We start from the raw sequence: 20,545 nt of genomic DNA on the forward strand, positions 1-20,545 counted from the left end.
TTGCTTAGCAAGAGCGCCCTTGTTCAGTCATCACGCGCCTTAACCGGCCCGGGAATCCTGAGAAGCGCCGAGATGGGTAGAACATCGGCAGGTTTGCAAAAAAGGGATGCAGGTTGAGAGGGACAACAGTACACCAGAACGGTGTGACAGATTCTGCAGATTACTCCGATTCATTATTTCGTATCACCTCCACGCCAGCCTTTAGGGACAAGCGACAAGCAAAGCTAATGGTTAATGCTCAACCCGGCTGGAAGTGGCGACACGAACAATCGTCGTGCGCTTTTTTTCATCCTTCGCTGCAAAAGCGAAAATGGAGAAGCCGCGCGCGCCGTTTTATACCGACAACACAGGGTAAATGCAAAATAAAAATCGCGTGATTGACGCCGATGTCAGGAAATATTGCCATTTCCCCCGTTTCGCCTGTTTAACGCCGGGTAAAAATCGCTGGAAAAGGGATGAATAAATGACCTAGAATAGCCGTCCAGATGTTAATCCATCTATATACCTACGGAGTGTCAGGTGAGGTTGCGCAAGGCAAGCGCTAAAAGAGGATTAACACTCATCGCCTGTATTGCCTGCAAGCCGCTGCCAAAAGGCAGGTAAGTGCTTTTAATACAATACGTTGAGTCAACATATTAATACCGAGTTTAAACGAATATGGCTAAACACCTTTTTACATCCGAGTCTGTATCAGAAGGGCATCCCGATAAAATCGCTGACCAGATCTCCGATGCGGTCCTTGACGCAATTTTGGAACAAGATCCTAAAGCGCGCGTGGCCTGCGAAACTTATGTGAAAACCGGCATGGTTTTAGTGGGCGGTGAAATCACCACCAGCGCATGGGTGGATATCGAAGAGATCACCCGCAACACGGTCCGCGAAATCGGCTACGTGCATTCTGATATGGGCTTTGATGCCAACTCCTGCGCGGTGTTAAGTGCGATTGGCAAACAGTCTCCGGACATCAACCAGGGCGTTGACCGCACCGATCCGCTGGAACAGGGCGCGGGCGACCAGGGCCTGATGTTTGGTTATGCCACCAACGAAACCGACGTGCTGATGCCAGCGCCAGTGACCTACGCGCACCGTCTGGTGCAGCGCCAGGCTGAAGTGCGTAAAAACGGCGCCCTGCCGTGGTTGCGTCCGGATGCGAAAAGCCAGGTCACTTTCCAGTACGACAACAACAAAATCGTCGGTATTGATGCCGTTGTTCTGTCTACCCAACATTCTGAAGATATCGACCAGAAATCACTGCACGAAGCGGTGATGGAAGAGATCATCAAGCCGGTGCTGCCTGCGGAATGGCTGAACGAAACCACTAAATACTTCATCAACCCGACCGGACGTTTTGTGATCGGCGGCCCAATGGGCGACTGCGGCCTGACCGGCCGTAAAATCATCGTGGATACCTACGGCGGTATGGCTCGTCACGGCGGCGGCGCGTTCTCTGGTAAGGACCCGTCAAAAGTTGACCGTTCCGCAGCTTATGCGGCGCGCTACGTGGCGAAAAACATCGTTGCTGCCGGCCTGGCTGACCGTTGTGAAATCCAGGTTTCTTACGCCATTGGCGTAGCTGAACCGACCTCCATCATGGTGGAAACCTTCGGTACTGAGAAAGTGCCGACCGAGCAGCTCACCCTGCTGGTTCGCGAATTCTTCGACTTGCGTCCGTACGGCCTGATCCAGATGCTGGATCTGCTGCACCCGATCTACAAAGAGACCGCAGCATACGGTCACTTTGGTCGCGAGCATTTCCCGTGGGAAAAAACCGACAAAGCCGCGCTGCTGCGTGACGCTGCCGGGCTGAAATAAGTTTTACGCTTAAGTTAAAAGGCGTTTATTCTCTACCTATTCAACGCTTAAAAATCCGGGAACGTTCTGCGTTTCCGGATTTTTTGCTTTTCAGGGTCTGACTCAGCAAGGGGGTGGCAACACTAGCTGATAACGACACCGGTTAACCAGGAAATTATCATCAGCAACAAGATAATGCCGCAAACCAGCCCAATACCAAAAACCAGCATATGAAACGCAAGGGTAGCGCCGCCAAAAATCAGCGCTCCGCTGACCCCGAAGCGGCTTTCTTTACGCATCCCACCAGCAAAAGCGCAAACTAATGCCAAAACAGCCAGCCCGATACCAACATTATCCAGCACTTTGTCTACATTAAGGCGTTGACGAACAACCGGTGCAGTCGATTCCTTACCTGTCAGCCCGGTAAGGATCCCTCTTTTAACTGCTGAAACTTCCCTGGCCACAACGCTTTCCAGCGTTTGTGATGGCGAAGTAAAAGGTCCCATAGAGAAATGGAAGATACCGAGAATCAATGCGATAGCCCCCAGTAAGATTCCAGTTGAACTCCACCTGTTGTGCTTTAGAACATCCATACACCATCCTTGTATAAATGATACAAACAGAGCATAAAGCGTACGCCATCACGATAATGCAAAGCTGTAGTTATAGTCCTGGATACGTCTGGCATCTCAATTCATTCAATGACTTCTTTCATCGATCATTCCCATTTAACAAATGGAAGCGATTACATAATTACGATTTTTCCCACATATCTTTACACTCTCGCAACCTACCTTTTCCATTGATAAAACCAATAATTCAATGGGAGGGCATGATGCCTGATAAGAATAAAAATAGACGCATGACGTTTTTCGTCTGTTTTCTTGCTGCACTGGCAGGGTTACTGTTTGGTCTGGATATCGGCGTGATCGCAGGCGCATTGCCGTTTATCACTGATGATTTCCAGATCACCTCGCATCAACAGGAATGGGTGGTGAGTTCGATGATGTTCGGTGCCGCCGTGGGTGCCGTGGGCAGCGGATGGCTGTCGTCCTCTCTCGGACGTAAAAAAAGCCTGATGATCGGCTCGGTGCTGTTTGTGGTCGGTTCGCTCTGCTCCGCCGCCGCGCCGAATGTTGAGATTTTAATTGTTTCCCGCGTGCTGCTCGGCCTGGCGGTGGGTATCGCCTCCTACACGGCTCCGCTGTATCTCTCAGAAATCGCGCCAGAAAAAATCCGCGGCAGTATGATTTCGATGTATCAGTTGATGATTACCATCGGTATTCTCGCCGCCTATCTTTCTGACACCGCGTTTAGCGATGCAGGCGCCTGGCGCTGGATGCTGGGGATCATTACCATTCCGGCAGTGCTGTTGCTGATTGGCGTATTCTTCCTGCCTGATAGCCCGCGCTGGTTCGCCGCTAAACGCCGCTTCCACGATGCGGAACGCGTGTTAATGCATCTGCGTGACTCCAGCGCTGAAGCGAAACGCGAACTGGATGAGATCCGCGAAAGCCTGAAAGTGAAACAGAGCGGCTGGGCGCTGTTTAAAGACAACAGCAACTTCCGCCGTGCGGTATTCCTCGGCGTGCTGTTGCAGGTGATGCAGCAGTTCACGGGGATGAACGTCATCATGTACTACGCCCCGAAAATCTTTGAGCTGGCGGGCTACGCCAATACCAAAGAGCAGATGTGGGGCACGGTGATTGTCGGTTTGACCAACGTGCTGGCGACCTTTATCGCCATCGGTCTGGTGGATCGCTGGGGCCGTAAGCCGACACTGGTGCTGGGTTTCCTGGTGATGGCCTCCGGCATGGGTATTCTGGGTTATTTAATGCATGTGGGTATCGACACCGCGACGGGCCAGTATTTCGCTGTTGCGATGCTGCTGATGTTTATCGTGGGCTTCGCCATGAGCGCCGGTCCGCTGATTTGGGTGCTGTGCTCGGAAATCCAGCCGCTGAAAGGGCGTGATTTCGGTATTACCTGTTCTACCGCCACGAATTGGATCGCCAATATGATCGTCGGCGCAACCTTCCTGACGATGCTGAACACGCTGGGCAACGCAAACACCTTCTGGGTGTACGGCGGGCTGAACCTGTTGTTTATCGTGTTGACCCTGTGGCTGGTGCCAGAGACTAAACATATCTCTCTGGAGCATATTGAACGCAACCTGATGAAAGGCCGTCGCCTGCGCGAAATCGGCTCGCACAACTAATCGTTACGCCCCCTCTGCGCAGGGGGCGTCTTTCGGTTGCAGCGCCATCCCCTTCCCTCTATGCTTTGCCGTTATGAAAACCCCGCGTCTCCCTATCGCCACACAACAAGCCGTGATGCGCAGCCTGCGCGAAAATTTAGCGCGCGCCAATCAGCATCTTGGCCGTGATTATCCTGAGCCAAAACTGGTCTACCAGCAGCGCGGCACTGCTGCGGGCACCGCCTGGCTTGAACGTTATGAAATTCGTCTTAACCCCACGCTTTTGCAGGAAAATCTCCAGGCTTTTGTTGAAGAAGTGGTGCCCCATGAACTGGCGCATCTGCTGGTGTGGAAACAATTTGGCCGCGTTGCGCCCCATGGTAAAGAGTGGAAGTGGATGATGGAGAGCGTGCTGGGCATACCGGCGCGCCGTACCCATCAGTTCGCGCTGGATTCGCTGGCGCGCAATACCTTCCCCTACCGCTGTCGGTGCCAGCTCCATCAGCTCACCGTGCGGCGTCATAACCGGGTACTGCGCGGCGAAACCGAGTACCGCTGCGTACACTGCGGCGAGAAACTGAAACCAGAATCGACATTCGATTAGTTATTGGCGCGCTATCTGGAAATTTTCTGATCTGACTGATTGCATCTGGCGCTTCCTCTGGTTAGGGTGCGGACTCGTTTTACCACGGAGTCCGGGATGTCTCGCAAATTTATGCTGGCGGTTGCAGGTGTTGCAGCCGCTTTTTCATGGAGCGCATTCAGCGCTGAAATTAACAATTTTTCACAGGCCAAAGCCGCAGGGGTGAAAGTCAACGCTGACGCCCCCGGCGATTTTTATTGCGGCTGCAAGATTACCTGGCAGGGAAAGAAAGGCATCCCCGATCTGGAATCTTGTGGTTACAAAGTGCGCAAAAATGAGAATCGCGCCTCGCGTATTGAATGGGAGCACGTGGTGCCGGCCTGGCAATTCGGCCACCAGCGCCAGTGCTGGCAGGACGGCGGGCGGAAAAACTGCGCTAAAGACCCGGTTTATCGCGCCATGGAAAGCGATATGCATAACCTGCAGCCAGCGGTGGGTGAAGTGAACGGCGATCGCGGTAATTTTATGTACAGCCAGTGGAACGGTGGTGAAGGCCAGTATGGCCAGTGCGCCATGAAAGTTGATTTCAAAGAAAAATTAGCCGAGCCGCCAGCCCGTGCGCGCGGAGCCATTGCCCGCACCTATTTCTATATGCGTGATAAATATTCCCTGACGCTGTCCCGCCAACAAACCCAGCTGTTCAACGCCTGGAATAAGCTTTACCCGGTCACCGCCTGGGAGTGCGAGCGCGATGAGCGGATTGCCCGCGTACAGGGCAACCACAACCCCTATGTTCAGCAGGCTTGCCAGGCCCAAAAGAGCTAACCTACACTACCGGGCATTGAAAACTGCCGTTCCCCCCTCATGTTAGGGGGAACGCCTTTGACCGGATTATCGTTATGCGCATTCCCCGCATTTATCACCCTGAGCCTCTTAGCCCCAATATTGAAATCGCATTAAGCGACGACGCCGCCAATCACGTTGGCCGTGTGCTGCGCATGGTCCCGGGCCAACAGCTGCAACTGTTCGACGGTTCGAACCAGGTCTTTGAAGCCCGTATTACCCATGCCGATAAGAAAAGCGTCCGGGTTCAGCTGCTCAGCGCCGCCGAAGACGATCGTGAATCGCCGCTGCATCTGCATTTAGGCCAGGTGATGTCGCGCGGCGAAAAGATGGAATTTACCATCCAGAAATCCATTGAGCTGGGCGTTAACGTCATTACCCCGCTGTTTTCTGAACGTTGCGGCGTTAAGCTGGATGCCGAGCGGTTAAACAAGAAAATTCAGCAGTGGCAGAAGATCGCTATCGCCGCCTGCGAACAGTGCGGACGCAACCGCGTCCCGGAAATCCGCCCGGCGATGGATCTTGACGCCTGGTGCGCCGAGCCTGACGAGGGTCTGAAGCTCAACCTGCACCCGCGCGCCAGCCAGAGCATTAATACCCTGCCCCTTCCGGTCCAGCGCGTGCGCTTATTGATTGGTCCTGAAGGCGGGTTGAGCGCCGATGAAATTGCCATGACCGCACAGCATCAATTTACTGATATTCTGTTGGGACCACGTGTATTACGCACTGAAACCACCGCGCTCACCGCTATTACCGCGCTACAGGTGCGTTTTGGCGATCTGGGTTAAAATCTGCCGTTGAGGCCTGCAAACACCCTCAACGTCAGCTTCACAGGAGAACATAATGATTAAGCTCGGCATTGTGATGGACCCCATCGCAACCATTAATATTAAAAAAGACAGCAGCTTCGCCATGCTTCTGGAAGCCCAACGTCGCGGCTATGAACTGCACTATATGGAAATGGCCGATCTCTATCTGATCAATGGTCAGGGTCGCGCCCGCACCCGTCTGCTGAGCGTTGAACAGAACTACGACAAATGGTACGACTTCACTGGCGAGCAGGACATCGCGCTGGCGGACCTGGACGTAGTGCTGATGCGCAAAGATCCGCCGTTCGATACCGAATTTATCTACGCCACCTATATTCTGGAGCGCGCCGAAGAACAGGGCACGCTGATCGTCAACAAACCGCAGAGCCTGCGCGACTGTAACGAGAAGCTGTTTACCGCCTGGTTCCCGGATCTGACGCCGCAAACCCTGGTGACGCGTAATAAGGCGCAACTGAAAGCCTTCTGGCAGGAGCACGGCGACATCATTCTGAAACCGCTGGACGGCATGGGCGGCACCTCGATTTTCCGCGTGAAAGAAGGCGATCCGAACCTGTCGGTAATTGCCGAAACGCTGACTCAACTGGGCACCCGCTACTGTATGGCGCAGAACTATCTGCCAGCGATTGTCGACGGCGATAAACGCGTATTAGTTGTCGACGGCGAACCGGTTCCGTACTGCCTGGCGCGTATTCCGCAGGGTGGCGAAACCCGTGGCAACCTGGCGGCCGGTGGCCGTGGCGAACCGCGTCCGTTAACCGAAAGCGACTGGGATATCGCCCGCCGCGTCGGCCCGACGCTGAAAGCTAAAGGGCTGATTTTCGTTGGGTTAGATATTATCGGCGATCGCTTAACTGAGATTAACGTGACCAGCCCAACCTGCATCCGTGAAATCGAAGCGCAGTTCCCCATTTCCATTACCGGCATGCTGATGGACGCCATCGAAAAACGGCTGGCGAAGTAATTGCCCGTGCGGGAGGGACCCCGCACCCACCTTTATTATCTGTTCCGTCATGCTCTTCTGCGAGGAGTGACAGACCATTACTTTCCCCGCATACTGGGCGAAGATGTTTTTTTAACCAGGGAAACAGACCGCTGATATGAATTTACAGCATCACTTTCTTATTGCCATGCCAGGCCTGCAGGATCCGCTGTTCCGCCGCGCCGTCGTTTATATTTGCGAATATAACGAGGACGGCGCTATGGGGCTCATCATCAATAAGCCGCTGGAAAACTTGAAGGTGGACGGCGTTCTGCAGAAACTCAAAATCACTCCTGAACCGCGCGATCCGGCGATCCGCCTGGACAAGCCGGTATTCGTCGGCGGCCCGCTGGCTGAAGATCGGGGTTTTATCCTCCATACGCCGCCGGACAAATTTAATTCCAGCATCCGGATTTCTGATAACACCATTATCACGACCTCCCGTGACGTGCTGGAAACGCTGGGCACGGATTCGCAGCCTGAAGAAGTGATTGTCGCGCTGGGCTACTCCTCCTGGGAAAAGGGCCAACTGGAGCGCGAGATCCTTGAGAACTCCTGGCTGACCGCCCCGGCGGACATGAATATTTTGTTCCGCACGCCGATTGCTGACCGCTGGCGCGAGGCGGCCAAACTTATCGGCATTGATATCCACACAATGCCGGGCACAGCGGGGCATGCCTGATGAGCGGAACCATACTGGCCTTTGACTTTGGCACCAAAAGCATCGGCGTGGCTATCGGGCAGCGCATCACCGGCACCGCACGCCCGCTCACGGCGATAAAAGCCAACGACGGCACCCCTGACTGGACGCAGTTCGAAAAGCTGCTTAAAGAGTGGCAGCCGGAACGGGTGGTGGTCGGCTTGCCGCTGAATATGGACGGCACCGATCAACCGCTTACCGACCGGGCGCGTAAATTCGCCAATCGCCTGCATGGCCGTTTCGGCGTTAAAGTCGAATTACAGGACGAGCGCCTGAGCACCGTTGAAGCGCGCGCGGGCCTGTTTGAGCGCGGCGGCTTCCGGGCGCTGAACAAAGGCAGCGTCGATTCCGCCTCCGCCGTGATTATCCTCGAAAGTTACTTCGAGAATCACGGGTAACGCCGTTCCTTTAAGCCGGCATCGTCGTCAGTTTTTGCAAGCTCTGTTCAAAACTCTGCATCCCATACTGCTGCCCGGTCTGCAACACGCCGGGCAGTTGATGGGTTTTGCCTTCGCGGATCAGATTCGCCACGGCTGAGGTATTAATCAGCAGTTCAAACAGCGCTGCCCGCGTACCCTGCGCCGTCAGGATTAGCTTTTGCGCCAGCACCGCTTTCAGGCTCCCCGCCAACTGGCTGCGGATCATGTTTTTCTCCTCGGCGCTGAACACATCCACCAGCCGTTCCACCGCCTGGGACGCACCGCGGGTGTGCAGCGTCGCCAGTACCAGATGGCCGGTTTCCGCAGCGGTTAATGCCAGCCGGATAGTCTCGCTGTCGCGTAACTCGCCCAGCAGGATCACGTCTGGATCTTCCCGCAGCGCCCCGCGTAACCCGTCGCTAAAGCTGTGGCAGTGGGTGCCGACTTCGCGCTGTTGGATCAGGCATTTATCGCTGGCGTAGAGATACTCGATGGGATCTTCCAGCGTCAGAATATGGCCGCTTTGTGTTCGGTTAAGCTCGTTGACCATCGCCGCCAGGGTGGTGGATTTCCCGCTGCCGGTCGCGCCGGTCACCAGAATCAGCCCGTCCTGAGCGCCAAGCAGTTCCCGCAACCGTTGTGGCGCGCCCAGCGCATCGAGTTCTGGCGCGGCTTGGGGCAGAATGCGCAACGCCAGCGAAATGCCCTGAGATTGTTGAAACGCATTCGCGCGCAGACGGGCGCCATTCGCCAGCGTGACCGCAAAGTCGAGTTGGCCCTGCCGGGTAAATATCTGCTGCTGCTCTGCCGATAACCATTGATGAAGCAGCGTATGCGGCGGCGGCGCGCCCTGTGGCGCGCATTCCAGCACGCCTTTACGCCGCCATCGCGCCGGTAAGTCGCTGCACAGGTGTAGATCCGAAACATTATGCTTTACACTAAGGGCCACCATTTCTTCCATTTCCATACAGCTTCCCGACGATCATGAGTGATATAGCGCGCAACTTAGCGCAGATAACAGCAAAGATCTCAGCGGCTGCGTTACGCTGCGGCAGATCTTCACAAGAAGTTACGTTGCTTGCAGTCAGCAAAACAAAACCTGCGAGTGATATCGAAGAAGCCATTGCCGCCGGTCAGCGGGCATTTGGTGAGAACTATGTGCAGGAAGGGGTGGATAAAATCCGCCACTTCGCCGATGCGGGCGTGTCCGGGTTGCAGTGGCACTTTATCGGGCCATTACAGTCCAACAAAAGCCGCCTGGTGGCCGAGCACTTTGACTGGTGCCATACCATCGACCGGTTGCGCATCGCCACCCGGCTCAGCGACCAGCGTCCGAAAGAAATGCCGCCGCTTAACGTGCTGATTCAAATAAATATTAGCGATGAGAACAGCAAATCCGGCATAACCCTTGCCGAGCTGGATGAACTGGCAAGCCAGGTGGCGGAACTGCCGGGCCTGACGCTGCGCGGCCTGATGGCGATCCCGGCGCCTGAGTCAAGTTATGAAAGGCAGTTTGCCGTGGCACAGCAAATGGCTGTAGCATTTACCGCGCTTAAAAATCGCTATCCTGACGTCGATACCCTTTCTCTGGGAATGAGTGACGATATGGAGGCGGCGATTGCTGCCGGGAGCACTATGGTGCGCATCGGCACCGCCATTTTCGGCGCGCGCAATTACCAGCCACATCAAGGACAATAACCACAGAGGAATGCCATGAAGACGTTGACTTTCCTGATTTCCACCGCGCTTGAGCTGTATACCATGGTGATGCTGTTACGCATCTGGATGCAGTGGGCGCGTTGCGATTTCTACAATCCCCTCGCCCAATTCGTTGTGAAAGCCACGCAGCCGATCGTCGGGCCGCTGCGCCGTATTCTTCCGTCAATGGGCCCGATTGATACGGCGTCATTAGTGATGGCGTTTGTGCTGAGTCTGATTAAGTCGATGGTGCTGTTTATGGTCATCACTTTCCAGCCGATTATCTGGATTGCCGCGCTGCTTATCCTGATCAAAACCATCGGTCTGCTGGTGTTCTGGGTGCTGCTGGTGATGGCGCTCATGAGCTGGGTCAGCCGTGGCCGCAGCCCGGTCGAGTATGTGTTGATGCAGCTGACCGAGCCGCTATTGTCGCCGATCCGCCGTATGCTGCCCGCGATGGGTGGGATTGATTTCTCGCCAATGGTATTAGTGCTGCTGTTGTACGTGCTGAACATGGGCATGATGGAGTTGCTGCAAAGCACCGGAAATATGCTGCTGCCGGGGCTGTGGATGGCGCTATGAGTGCCGTGGAACAGACCGCGGACCGACTGACGCTTCGGCTGTATATTCAGCCGAAGGCCAGCCGCGACGCGATTATTGGACTGCATGGCGATGAAGTAAAAATCGCCATCACCGCCCCGCCGGTTGACGGCCAGGCCAATGCGCATCTGGTAAAATTCCTCGCTAAACAGTTTCGCGTCCCGAAAAGCCAGGTGACCATTGAAAAAGGCGAAACGGGCCGTCACAAACAGATCATGGTTTTTGAACCGCAACAGATCCCGCCCGCGATAGCGGCACTGCTTTAATCACAGGATTTCACTATGCAAAAAGTTGTCCTCGCTACCGGAAATGCCGGTAAAGTGCGTGAACTCGCGTCGTTGCTGCGCGATTTTGGCCTGGATATCGTCGCGCAGACTGAGTTAGGCGTTGAGTCGGCGGAAGAAACCGGCCTGACCTTTATTGAGAATGCTATTCTGAAAGCCCGCCATGCGGCGGCCATTACCGGCATGCCGGCTATCGCCGATGATTCTGGACTGGCGGTAGACGCGCTGGGCGGCGCGCCGGGTATTTACTCCGCGCGTTATGCCGGCGTAGACGCCAGCGATCGACAGAACCTGGGAAAGCTGTTAGTTGCGTTAAAAGACGTGCCGGACGGGCAGCGTCAGGCGCAGTTCCACTGCGTGCTGGTTTATCTGCGTCACGCCGATGATCCGACGCCGCTGGTGTTCCACGGCGTATGGCCAGGCGAAATCACCCGCGCGCCCGCCGGTGAAGGCGGCTTTGGCTACGACCCTATTTTTTATGTCCCCTCCGAAGGCAAAACCGCCGCGGAGTTGACCCGTGAAGAAAAGAGCGCTATTTCCCACCGTGGGCAGGCGCTGAAAAAGTTACTGGAAGCAATGCGACATGGCTAATTTGCCACCTCTGAGCCTGTATATTCATATCCCCTGGTGCGTGCAGAAATGCCCTTACTGCGATTTCAACTCCCACGCGCTGAAGGGCGAAGTGCCTCATGATGATTATGTGCAACATCTGTTAGCCGATCTGGATAACGATGCGGCGATGGCTCAGGGACGGGAAATCAGCACCATTTTCATTGGCGGCGGTACGCCCAGCCTGCTCTCCGGACCGGCGATGCAAACTCTGCTGGATGGGGTGCGGGCACGCTTAGATTTACGCGCCGATGCGGAAATTACCATGGAGGCCAACCCCGGCACCGTAGAGGCCGATCGCTTCGTTGACTATCAGCGCGCCGGGGTAAACCGTATCTCTATCGGCGTACAGAGTTTCGAACAGAGCAAGCTCACCCGGTTGGGGCGTATTCACGGCCCGGAAGAAGCGAAACGCGCCGCACATCTGGCGAGCGCGTTGGGGTTGCGCAGCTTTAATCTGGATTTAATGCACGGGCTGCCGGAGCAGTCGCTGGACGAGGCGTTAGACGATCTGCGCCAGGCGATAGCGCTTAATCCGCCACACCTTTCCTGGTATCAACTGACCATCGAGCCGAACACTATGTTTGGTTCGCGCCCGCCGGTGTTACCCGACGACGACGCGCTGTGGGATATCTTCGAGCAGGGCCATCAGTTACTGAGCGCAGCAGGTTATCAGCAGTATGAGACCTCGGCCTACGCCAAACCGGGCTATCAGTGCCAGCACAACCTCAATTACTGGCGCTTTGGCGATTACTTAGGGATTGGCTGCGGTGCGCACGGGAAAATCACCTTTCCGGACGGCAGGATTTTACGCACCGCGAAAACCCGTCATCCGCGCGGCTATATGCAGGGCAACTATCTCGATCGACAGCATGACGTTGAGGACGCAGATAAGCCGTTCGAGTTCTTTATGAACCGCTTCCGGCTACTTGAAGCCGCGCCGCGTGCGGAATTTACCCGTTATACCGGCTTGAGCGAAACAACGATTCGTGCGCAAATCGACCAGGCGTTGAGCCTGGGTTATTTGGTGGAAACGCCGGAGCACTGGCAGATCACTGAGCACGGAAAGCTATTCCTGAATTCGCTGCTTGAGTTGTTCCTGGCCGACTGATTTTGGTTAACGACCCATAAAAAAAGCCCTCGCTTTGTAGCGAGGGCTTTTGTTTTTAGTGCGGTTACCGATTAACTCAGGCGACCATGGCACTGTTTGTATTTCTTACCGGAGCCGCACGGACACGGATCGTTACGCCCCACTTTACGCTCGCCGGTCTGCTCCGCCAGCGCTGCGGCTGCCGCGCTGTCGTCGTCCTGATGGCTGAGTTGCTGCATCTGCGCCAGGCGTTCAGCCTCTTCACGACGCTGCTGCTCCATCGCTTCCACTTCTTCCGGCATCCGCACCTGGACTTTGCTCAGGGTACTGATGACTTCATATTTCAGGGATTCCAGCATAGTGGCGAACATCGAGAACGACTCGCGCTTATATTCCTGCTTCGGATCTTTCTGCGCGTAACCACGCAGATGGATGCCCTGACGCAGATAGTCCATCGCCGCCAGATGCTCTTTCCACAGGGAATCGAGAGTTTGCAGCATCACGCCTTTTTCAAAATGACGCATCATCTCAGCGCCAACCACTTCTTCTTTACGCTTATAGACCTCAATGGCGTTCTGCAGAATGCGCTCGCGCAGGGTTTCTTCGTGCAGTTCCGGCTCTTTATCCAGCCACTCGGCAATCGGCAGATCCAGATCGAAATCGTTCTTCAGGCGCTCCTGGAGCCCCGGGATATCCCACATCTCTTCCAGAGACTGCGGCGGGATATGCGCATCGATGGTCGCTTTGAACACGTCTTCACGGATGCTGTTCACGGTTTCGCTGATGTCAGACACATCCAGCAGTTCGTTACGCTGGGTGTAGATCGCACGACGCTGGTCGTTCGCCACATCATCGTATTCCAGCAGCTGCTTACGAATATCAAAGTTGCGGCTTTCTACTTTGCGCTGGGCGTTGGCGATGGCTTTGGTCACCCACGGGTGCTCAATCGCTTCGCCCGGTTTCATACCCAGTTTACGCATCATCCCGGAAACGCGATCCGAGGCGAAAATACGCATCAGGGCATCTTCCATAGAGAGGTAGAAGCGGGAAGAACCGGCATCACCCTGACGACCAGAACGGCCACGCAGCTGGTTATCGATACGACGGGATTCGTGGCGCTCAGTACCAATGATATGCAGACCGCCGGACGCCAGTACGGCTTCGTGACGCACCTGCCAGTCGGCTTTGATCTGGGCGATTTGCTCCGGCGTTGGGTTTTCCAGCTCGGCCACTTCCGCCTGCCAGCTGCCGCCCAGCACGATATCAGTACCACGGCCCGCCATGTTGGTGGCGATGGTCACCGCCGCCGGGTAACCCGCCTGCGCGACGATGGCTGCTTCGTTGGCATGGAATTTCGCGTTCAGTACGTTATGGGCGATGCCCGCTTTAGTCAGTTCGTTGGAGACCACTTCTGATTTTTCAATCGAAATAGTCCCCACCAGCACCGGCTGACCGTTGGCGGTACGCTCTTTGATGTCTTCGATAATCGCGTTGATTTTATCCATCTCGGTCATATAGACCAGGTCCGGCATATCCTTACGTATCATCGGACGGTTGGTCGGCACTACGATGGTGTCGAGTTTGTAGATGGAGCGGAATTCAAAGGCTTCGGTATCCGCAGTACCGGTCATACCGGCCAGCTTCTCATACAGACGGAAGTAGTTCTGGAAGGTGATGGAGGCCAGCGTCTGGTTCTCGTTCTGAATTTCCACACCTTCTTTGGCTTCCACCGCCTGGTGCAGGCCATCAGACCAGCGGCGACCCTGCATGGTACGGCCAGTATGCTCATCAACGATGATAACCTCGCCGTCTTTGACGATGTAATCCACGTCGCGAGTGAACAGCGCATGGGCGCGCAGCGCCGCCGTCACGTGGTGCATCAGCATAATGTTGGTCGGCGAGTAAAGCGACTCGCCCTCTTCCATAATGCCCTGATTCACCAGTAATTCTTCAATCAGCACCAGACCGCGTTCGGTCAGGTTAACCTGGCGCGCTTTCTCATCCACGGAGAAGTGGCCTTCGCCCTGGAAGGTGTCGGAGTCTTCTTTCTCCTGACGCACCAGATGCGGGATGATTTTGTTCACTTTCTTGTACAGTTCGGAACTGTCTTCCGCCGGACCGGAGATGATCAGCGGGGTACGCGCTTCATCGATCAGGATGGAGTCCACCTCATCCACCAGCGCATAGTGCAGTTTACGCTGCACGCGTTCTTCAGGGCTGAACGCCATGTTGTCGCGCAGGTAGTCGAAGCCGTATTCGTTGTTGGTGCCGTAGGTGATATCCGCCGCGTAGGCCTCACGTTTAGCCGGGGCAGGCATACCTGGCAGGTTAATGCCAACGGTCATGCCGAGGAATTCAAACAGCGGACGGTTGTTTTCCGCATCGCGCTGGGCAAGATAGTCGTTCACCGTGACCACGTGAACCCCTTTGCCGCTTAACGCGTTCAGGTAAGCCGGCAGCGTGGCGGTCAGGGTTTTACCTTCACCGGTGCGCATTTCCGCGATGCAACGATCGTTCAGCACCATACCGCCCATCAGCTGAACGTCAAAGTGACGCATGCCGAATACGCGTTTACTGGCTTCGCGCACGACCGCGAAGGCTTCAGGCAGCAGGCTTTCCACGGTTTCGCCTTTTTCCAGACGTGCGCGGAACTCTCCGGTTTTGGCTTTCAGTTCGTCATCGGACAGTTTTTCCATCGCCGGTTCCATGGCGTTGATGACAGATACGGCTTTGCGCATACGGCGCAGGGAACGGTCGTTACGGCTACCGAAAACTTTAGTTAATAATTTGATTAGCATAATAAAATCTCAAACGCCTCGCCTGTGCGAAGAAATAAAAAAGGATAAGTATAAAAGACTTAACTGAGGCGTTGAGGGCCTGCGCGGATGCCTTTGACCTGACTTATCCAGTGGCTGACGGCGAAATGCCGATCGGCATACGTCTGCGCCGGAAGCAGGCTGAGTACCCGGGAAGGCTGGGTTTCGTGCGTAAGAAGCGTACTTAAGGTGTCAAGCAGAGCCAGTTGCTGTGCCTGAAGGGGAATTTTTACCTCTTCCGCCACCGGCAGCGTTTGCGGCGCCATGGCGAAAGTCAGGTGGCGGATTACGGTACGAATGGCATGTTGATGCCAGTAATCCACGCTAAATGAGGGCCGACGAACCGTCTGTTGCAGCGCCAGGGTGTCAAAATTGAACGGCTGCTGATTATCAATATTGCGGGTCGAGGCTTTAGCGGGTAATTCCGGTTCGGCGCTGTTGTTTAACGCGGGCAGCCCAAGGCTTGCCGCGACCATCCCCAACAAGAGATGCGGCCAAAAAAAACGTCTGCCTATTTGTCGCCAACAGGTCAAAAGTCCGGACACGTTACCCACCAGAACAAACGAAATGTTTCCGTCGTTCGTTAATCATTTAAATTTGCGCACAAATATTATCATCATTCACGCAGCCAGACAGCAGGAATCAGGCTTAAAGGCAAGACAATCGGACAAGAAACCGGCAGTTAAACCGATCAAGGTCAAAAAGATTTTATAAATGAAGCAATAAAAAAACGGCCAGCTTTTCTGATCGGAGAGAGTACCAGAAAAACCAGCCGTATTATGAAGTGCGTATTACGCCAGAACGATGGAAGGCGCTTTGAAAGCGAGCGGCATTTCTGCTTCGTCTTCGAAAGTCACAAATTCCCACGCTTCCTGTTTCGCCAGTACAGCCTGCAACAGTTTATTGTTCAGCGCATGGCCTGATTTATAAGCCGTAAACGCGCCAATAATGTTGTGGCCACACATGAACAGGTCACCGATGGCATCCAGCATTTTGTGACGAACGAATTCGTCTTCAAAACGCAGGCCGTCTTCGTTCAGCACGCGATAATCGTCAACAACGATGGCACAATCGAAGCTGCCGCCCAGGCACAAACCACGGGATTGCAGATACTCGATATCGCGCATAAAACCAAAGGTACGCGCGCGGCTGATTTGACGCATAAAGGCATCAGCGGAGAAGTTCATCTGGTAACGCTGGGTGCTGGAATCAATCGCCGGATGGTTAAAATCGATGGTGAAGTCCAACGAAAAACCATTGTACGGCTTGAATTCAGCCCATTTGTCACCGTCTTCCACGCGAACGGTTTCTTTAATGCGTACAAATTTCTTGGCCGCTTTCAGCTCATCGATACCTGCATCAAGCAGCAGGTAAACGAACGGCGCTGCGCTACCATCCATAATCGGGATTTCCGGGGCGTCAACTTCGATAACGATGTTGTCGATTCCCAGACCCGCTAAAGCTGCGTTCAGGTGCTCAACGGTAGAAATCCGCACGTCATGCTCGTTCACCAGGCAAGTACAGAGCATGGTATCACGCACAGATTTGGCATCAGCCGGGAAATCTACCGGAGGATTCAAGTCGGTGCGACGATAGATGACCCCGGTATTTGCCGGCGCAGGGCGTAACGTCAGTGTGACTTTTTTGCCGGTATGCAAACCGACGCCAGTCGCCTGAACGATACGTTTAAGAGTCCTTTGTTTGATCATCGTATAATCTCGCCAAATAACCTATACAACCGAGAGTGTATATCACAATCGGCAGCGCAGTTTAGCACAAAGAGCGCTGAACCCCAACTTCCGGTTTATTCTTAGTCAGCCTGTTTACGCAAAAACGCCGGAATATCTAAGTAATCCGGTTCTTTAGCCACTTGCGGCGTCGTATCGTTCACCGCTTTTGCTGCCGGTTTCTGTTCCTGCTGCAGCGGCGCCATACCGTGCTGCTGGTAACGATCCATGACCGGCTGCTGAGCCTGCTTGTTAGTCACCAGGGTGATTTCCGGACGTTTGTCCATGCCGATACCCGTCGCAACAACAGTTACGCGCAGTTCGTCATTCATATCCGGGTCAAGCGAGGTACCGATAACCACGGTCGCGTTATCAGACGCAAACGCACGGATGGTGTTACCCACGGTTTCGAACTCGTCGAGACGCAGGTCGAAGCCCGCGGTGATGTTAACCAACACGCCGCGCGCGCCAGACAGATCGATATCTTCCAGCAGCGGAGAAGAGATGGCCATTTCTGCCGCTTCTTCCGCACGGTCTTCACCGCTCGCCACACCGGAGCCCATCATGGCGTAACCCATTTCAGACATCACAGTACGCACGTCCGCGAAGTCAACGTTCATCAGGCCCGGACGGGTAATCAGTTCCGCGATGCCCTGAACAGCGCCTTTCAGCACATCGTTGGCTGCGCCGAACGCATCCAGCAGAGAAATACCGCGGCCCAGCACTTTCAACAATTTATCGTTAGGGATAGTGATCAGCGAGTCCACATGCTTGGACAGCTCAGTGATCCCCTGCTCTGCGAAGGCCATACGCTTCTTGCCTTCGAAGTTAAACGGTTTAGTCACCACCGCAACGGTCAGGATGCCCAGGTCTTTGGCCACTTCAGCCACTACCGGCGCAGCGCCCGTACCTGTACCACCGCCCATACCGGCCGCGATGAACACCATGTCTGCACCATCCAGCGCAGCGCGCAACGCTTCGCGGTCTTCATCCGCAGCATTACGGCCCACTTCAGGATTCGCACCAGCGCCAAGGCCTTTGGTGATCCCGCTACCAATCTGGATAGTCTGTCCTACTGCGGTCTTACGCAATGCCTGGGCATCGGTGTTTACCGCGAAGAATTCCACACCTTCGATGCGCTCGCGCACCATGTGTTCGACGGCATTACCACCGCCACCGCCGACGCCGATGACTTTAATCACCGCGTCATTGGTCAGTTCCATAGGTTCAAACATAGTTTCTCTCCGTTTTGTGCCTGTCGCCTGAGACCGCAAACTCAGCGGTCTCTTTTAAAATTAAAACTCTTTTCGTAGCCACCCGTTGAGTCGTTTGATCCACGAGCCGACTGAAGTCCGTTTTTCCGTTTCCGTTTCACCACTGAGATGGGTTTCTTTCCCGTAGTGCAACAGGCCTACCGCCGTCGAATAGTAAGGCTCCTGAGCATAATCAGTAAGACCGGTAATATTCAATGGCTGCCCGATACGCACCTGCGTATGGAATACGCGTTGCGCACAGGCGGCGAGGCCTTCAATTTGTGCTGCGCCGCCGGTTAAGACGATGCCAGCCGCAAGATGGTGTTTCACCCCTTGCTGACGCAACTGCTCCTGCAATTGCAAAATTTCTTCGTTCACGAGGTTGAGCAACTCGGTATAACGCGGCTCAATCACCTCGGCAAGCGTTTGACGCTGTAAACTGCGCGGCGGACGCCCACCCACGCTCGGCACTTCGACGCTTTCGTCTTTGCCGACAATCGACCCCAGCGCGCAGCCGTGGCGCACCTTAATCGCCTCGGCATCGCTCGGCGGCGTACCGAAGGCGTAAGCGATATCACTGGTCACCACGTTCCCGGCATAGGGGATCACTTTGGTATGACGCAGCGCACCGCCGGTATATACGGCGATATCCATTGTACCACCGCCGATATCCACGACACAGACGCCAAGTTCACGTTCATCTTCAGTCAGCACCGAATAGCTCGCTGCAAGACCTGCGAAAATGAGTTGGTCAACTTTCAGGCCACATCGTTCAACCGCTTTGACAATGTTTTTTGCCATATCGTTGTGGCAGGTGATCAAATGTACTTTAGCCTGCATACGTACACCGGATAACCCGACCGGATTTTTAATGCCTTCCTGATAATCGATGGCATATTCCTGAGGAATAACATGCAGAACGCGGTGTTCGTCGCGCACACGCACCGATTTAGCGGTATGAACCACGTTTTCTACGTCTTCCTGCGTCACTTCCTCTTCGGAAATCGGCACCATACCGATTTCGTTCTGGCAACTGATGTGTTTACCCGAAAGCGCCAGATACACCGAAGAGATCTGGCAATCCGCCATCAATTCCGCCTGGTCGATGGCGCGCTGCACGCACTTCACCACCGACTCCAGATCGTTTACCCCGCCTTTGTCCATGCCACGGGAGGGGCAACTCCCGACGCCAATAATATTGACCATACCGTCGGGCAGAACTTCCCCTACTAAAGCGGCGACCTTCGCGGTCCCGATCTCTAGTCCAACTACCAGTTTTCTGTCCGTCGCCTTGATCATTGTTGTTCTGCCTGTGCCTGATTCTGTTGCTGATTAGGTTCTTCAACTGGCGCGGGTATCCAACCCACCGCCGCGCCTGAGTCGTAGCGCAAATCGACGTAACTGATTCGTTTTGCGTCAGCCTGCGACTGCTGTTGCAGAACCGGGTAAAGTTCTACAAACCGCGCCAGACGTTTCATCGTATCGCCTCTGCCCAGATTGAGCTTAATGTCATTGGTCAGCGTCAACTGCCAGGAGCGGCGAGCGGTCATAGCCGCTTCCTTAACCGTGAACCTGTCCTTCGCCAGCACTTGTCCCATATCGCGATACCCCTGAAGGACTTCGCTTTCACTGCCTTCCGGGCCATACAGCATCGGTAAAATCTGTTTGCTGGTTCGCGAGGCCGGCACGCTGAACGCATTTCCCTGAGCGTCAATCATGTGCTGGTCATTCCAACGTGCTATGGGCACATATTCAACCAGATGAATCTTCAATTCGTCCGGCCACTGCTTTCTTACGCTCGCCTGCTTGATCCAGGGCAAGCGTTCAATTTGCTGCTGGATGATATTGACGTCCTGGGTCATAAACGTGCCTGGCGAACCTAACGCCAGGATCGACTGACGAATATCATCATTACGCGTGTAGTGCCTGTCTCCAGTCACCACCAGCTTTGATAAAGGAAGACGCTGCGCATCTTCCATCCAGCCCAATACCACCCAACCGCCAAAAAACACGGTACATAACACGGCCAGCAGAAACAATATTCCTGCAAGTCGCGTTCCATTATTGCGGTTCGAGGTCGTCACCTCCTCGGACCGGTTTCGGGTGTTTAGCGCCGCCTGCGACAT

Annotated in this window: 21 protein-coding genes; 13 read left to right on the forward strand and 8 right to left on the reverse strand. The window is 54.8% G+C overall.

Annotated elements, in window-relative coordinates:
- The first annotated feature begins 657 nt into the window (after positions 1 to 657).
- Positions 658 to 1,812 (forward strand): methionine adenosyltransferase, encoded by a 1,155-nt coding sequence (gene metK, locus FHW74_RS09410; protein WP_183170177.1) that lies wholly within the window; start codon positions 658 to 660, stop codon positions 1,810 to 1,812.
- 122 nt (positions 1,813 to 1,934) lie between these two features.
- Here the strand turns inward: metK and FHW74_RS09415 are convergent, their stop codons facing one another.
- Positions 1,935 to 2,384, reverse strand: a complete 450-nt coding sequence (locus FHW74_RS09415) for a hypothetical protein (RefSeq protein ID WP_183170178.1) — start codon at positions 2,382 to 2,384, stop codon at positions 1,935 to 1,937.
- Between the two features lie 239 nt (positions 2,385 to 2,623).
- On the opposite strand from FHW74_RS09415, the gene FHW74_RS09420 reads away from it, so the two are divergent.
- The 7 genes from FHW74_RS09420 to ruvX all read left to right on the forward strand — a co-directional run bounded on the left by FHW74_RS09420 (position 2,624) and on the right by ruvX (position 8,321).
- On the forward strand, positions 2,624 to 4,009 hold the full coding sequence (locus FHW74_RS09420) for a sugar porter family MFS transporter (protein ID WP_370527990.1): 1,386 nt from the start codon (positions 2,624 to 2,626) through the stop codon (positions 4,007 to 4,009).
- Between the two features lie 73 nt (positions 4,010 to 4,082).
- On the forward strand, positions 4,083 to 4,592 hold the full coding sequence (locus FHW74_RS09425) for a SprT family zinc-dependent metalloprotease (RefSeq protein ID WP_183170180.1): 510 nt from the start codon (positions 4,083 to 4,085) through the stop codon (positions 4,590 to 4,592).
- A 96-nt stretch (positions 4,593 to 4,688) separates the two neighbouring features.
- Positions 4,689 to 5,396: a deoxyribonuclease I gene (gene endA / locus FHW74_RS09430; RefSeq protein WP_183170181.1), complete on the forward strand. Its 708-nt coding sequence runs from the start codon at positions 4,689 to 4,691 to the stop codon at positions 5,394 to 5,396.
- Between the two features lie 74 nt (positions 5,397 to 5,470).
- Positions 5,471 to 6,202 (forward strand): 16S rRNA (uracil(1498)-N(3))-methyltransferase, encoded by a 732-nt coding sequence (gene rsmE / locus FHW74_RS09435; RefSeq protein WP_183170182.1) that lies wholly within the window; start codon positions 5,471 to 5,473, stop codon positions 6,200 to 6,202.
- A 55-nt stretch (positions 6,203 to 6,257) separates the two neighbouring features.
- A complete protein-coding gene (gene gshB, locus FHW74_RS09440) occupies positions 6,258 to 7,205 on the forward strand; it encodes a glutathione synthase (protein ID WP_183170183.1) in 948 nt (315 codons plus the stop codon).
- Between the two features lie 136 nt (positions 7,206 to 7,341).
- Positions 7,342 to 7,905, forward strand: coding sequence for a YqgE/AlgH family protein (locus tag FHW74_RS09445; protein WP_183170184.1), 564 nt, complete (start codon positions 7,342 to 7,344; stop codon positions 7,903 to 7,905).
- Complete coding sequence (gene ruvX, locus FHW74_RS09450; RefSeq protein WP_183170185.1) at positions 7,905 to 8,321, forward strand: Holliday junction resolvase RuvX; 417 nt, start codon at positions 7,905 to 7,907, stop codon at positions 8,319 to 8,321. Before FHW74_RS09445 ends, ruvX begins: the two co-directional genes overlap by 1 nt.
- Before the next feature lie 10 nt (positions 8,322 to 8,331).
- On the opposite strand, the gene FHW74_RS09455 is transcribed toward ruvX, so the two are convergent.
- On the reverse strand, positions 8,332 to 9,309 hold the full coding sequence (locus FHW74_RS09455) for a type IV pilus twitching motility protein PilT (protein ID WP_183170186.1): 978 nt from the start codon (positions 9,307 to 9,309) through the stop codon (positions 8,332 to 8,334).
- 17 nt (positions 9,310 to 9,326) lie between these two features.
- Between FHW74_RS09455 and FHW74_RS09460 the strand changes: the two genes are divergently transcribed.
- The 5 genes from FHW74_RS09460 to hemW are packed head-to-tail and all read left to right on the forward strand — an operon-like array spanning position 9,327 to position 12,644.
- Positions 9,327 to 10,040 (forward strand): YggS family pyridoxal phosphate-dependent enzyme, encoded by a 714-nt coding sequence (locus FHW74_RS09460; protein ID WP_183170187.1) that lies wholly within the window; start codon positions 9,327 to 9,329, stop codon positions 10,038 to 10,040.
- A gap of 15 nt (positions 10,041 to 10,055) precedes the next feature.
- Positions 10,056 to 10,622 (forward strand): YggT family protein, encoded by a 567-nt coding sequence (locus FHW74_RS09465; protein WP_002434390.1) that lies wholly within the window; start codon positions 10,056 to 10,058, stop codon positions 10,620 to 10,622.
- A complete protein-coding gene (gene yggU, locus FHW74_RS09470) occupies positions 10,619 to 10,906 on the forward strand; it encodes a DUF167 family protein YggU (protein WP_183170188.1) in 288 nt (95 codons plus the stop codon). Before FHW74_RS09465 ends, yggU begins: the two co-directional genes overlap by 4 nt.
- Positions 10,907 to 10,921: 15 nt before the next feature.
- Positions 10,922 to 11,515 (forward strand): XTP/dITP diphosphatase, encoded by a 594-nt coding sequence (locus FHW74_RS09475; RefSeq protein ID WP_183170189.1) that lies wholly within the window; start codon positions 10,922 to 10,924, stop codon positions 11,513 to 11,515.
- Positions 11,508 to 12,644 (forward strand): radical SAM family heme chaperone HemW, encoded by a 1,137-nt coding sequence (hemW, locus tag FHW74_RS09480; protein WP_183170190.1) that lies wholly within the window; start codon positions 11,508 to 11,510, stop codon positions 12,642 to 12,644. Before FHW74_RS09475 ends, hemW begins: the two co-directional genes overlap by 8 nt.
- A gap of 71 nt (positions 12,645 to 12,715) precedes the next feature.
- On the opposite strand, the gene secA is transcribed toward hemW, so the two are convergent.
- The 6 genes from secA to ftsQ form a co-directional block, all read right to left on the reverse strand.
- The gene (secA, locus tag FHW74_RS09485; RefSeq protein ID WP_183170191.1) at positions 12,716 to 15,421 is read right to left on the reverse strand and encodes a preprotein translocase subunit SecA; all 2,706 of its coding nucleotides are present in this window, start codon (positions 15,419 to 15,421) and stop codon (positions 12,716 to 12,718) included.
- 59 nt (positions 15,422 to 15,480) lie between these two features.
- Positions 15,481 to 15,984 (reverse strand): secA translation cis-regulator SecM, encoded by a 504-nt coding sequence (secM, locus tag FHW74_RS09490; protein WP_183170192.1) that lies wholly within the window; start codon positions 15,982 to 15,984, stop codon positions 15,481 to 15,483.
- Between the two features lie 246 nt (positions 15,985 to 16,230).
- On the reverse strand, positions 16,231 to 17,148 hold the full coding sequence (lpxC, locus tag FHW74_RS09495) for a UDP-3-O-acyl-N-acetylglucosamine deacetylase (protein ID WP_183170193.1): 918 nt from the start codon (positions 17,146 to 17,148) through the stop codon (positions 16,231 to 16,233).
- A 101-nt stretch (positions 17,149 to 17,249) separates the two neighbouring features.
- On the reverse strand, positions 17,250 to 18,401 hold the full coding sequence (ftsZ, locus tag FHW74_RS09500; protein WP_183170194.1) for a cell division protein FtsZ: 1,152 nt from the start codon (positions 18,399 to 18,401) through the stop codon (positions 17,250 to 17,252).
- A 60-nt stretch (positions 18,402 to 18,461) separates the two neighbouring features.
- Positions 18,462 to 19,718, reverse strand: a complete 1,257-nt coding sequence (ftsA, locus tag FHW74_RS09505) for a cell division protein FtsA (RefSeq protein ID WP_002434382.1) — start codon at positions 19,716 to 19,718, stop codon at positions 18,462 to 18,464.
- Positions 19,715 to 20,545, reverse strand: coding sequence for a cell division protein FtsQ (ftsQ, locus tag FHW74_RS09510; protein ID WP_183170195.1), 831 nt, complete (start codon positions 20,543 to 20,545; stop codon positions 19,715 to 19,717). Before ftsQ ends, ftsA begins: the two co-directional genes overlap by 4 nt.

It is taken from the genome of Atlantibacter sp. RC6 (assembly GCF_014193285.1).
Classification (GTDB): domain Bacteria; phylum Pseudomonadota; class Gammaproteobacteria; order Enterobacterales; family Enterobacteriaceae; genus Atlantibacter.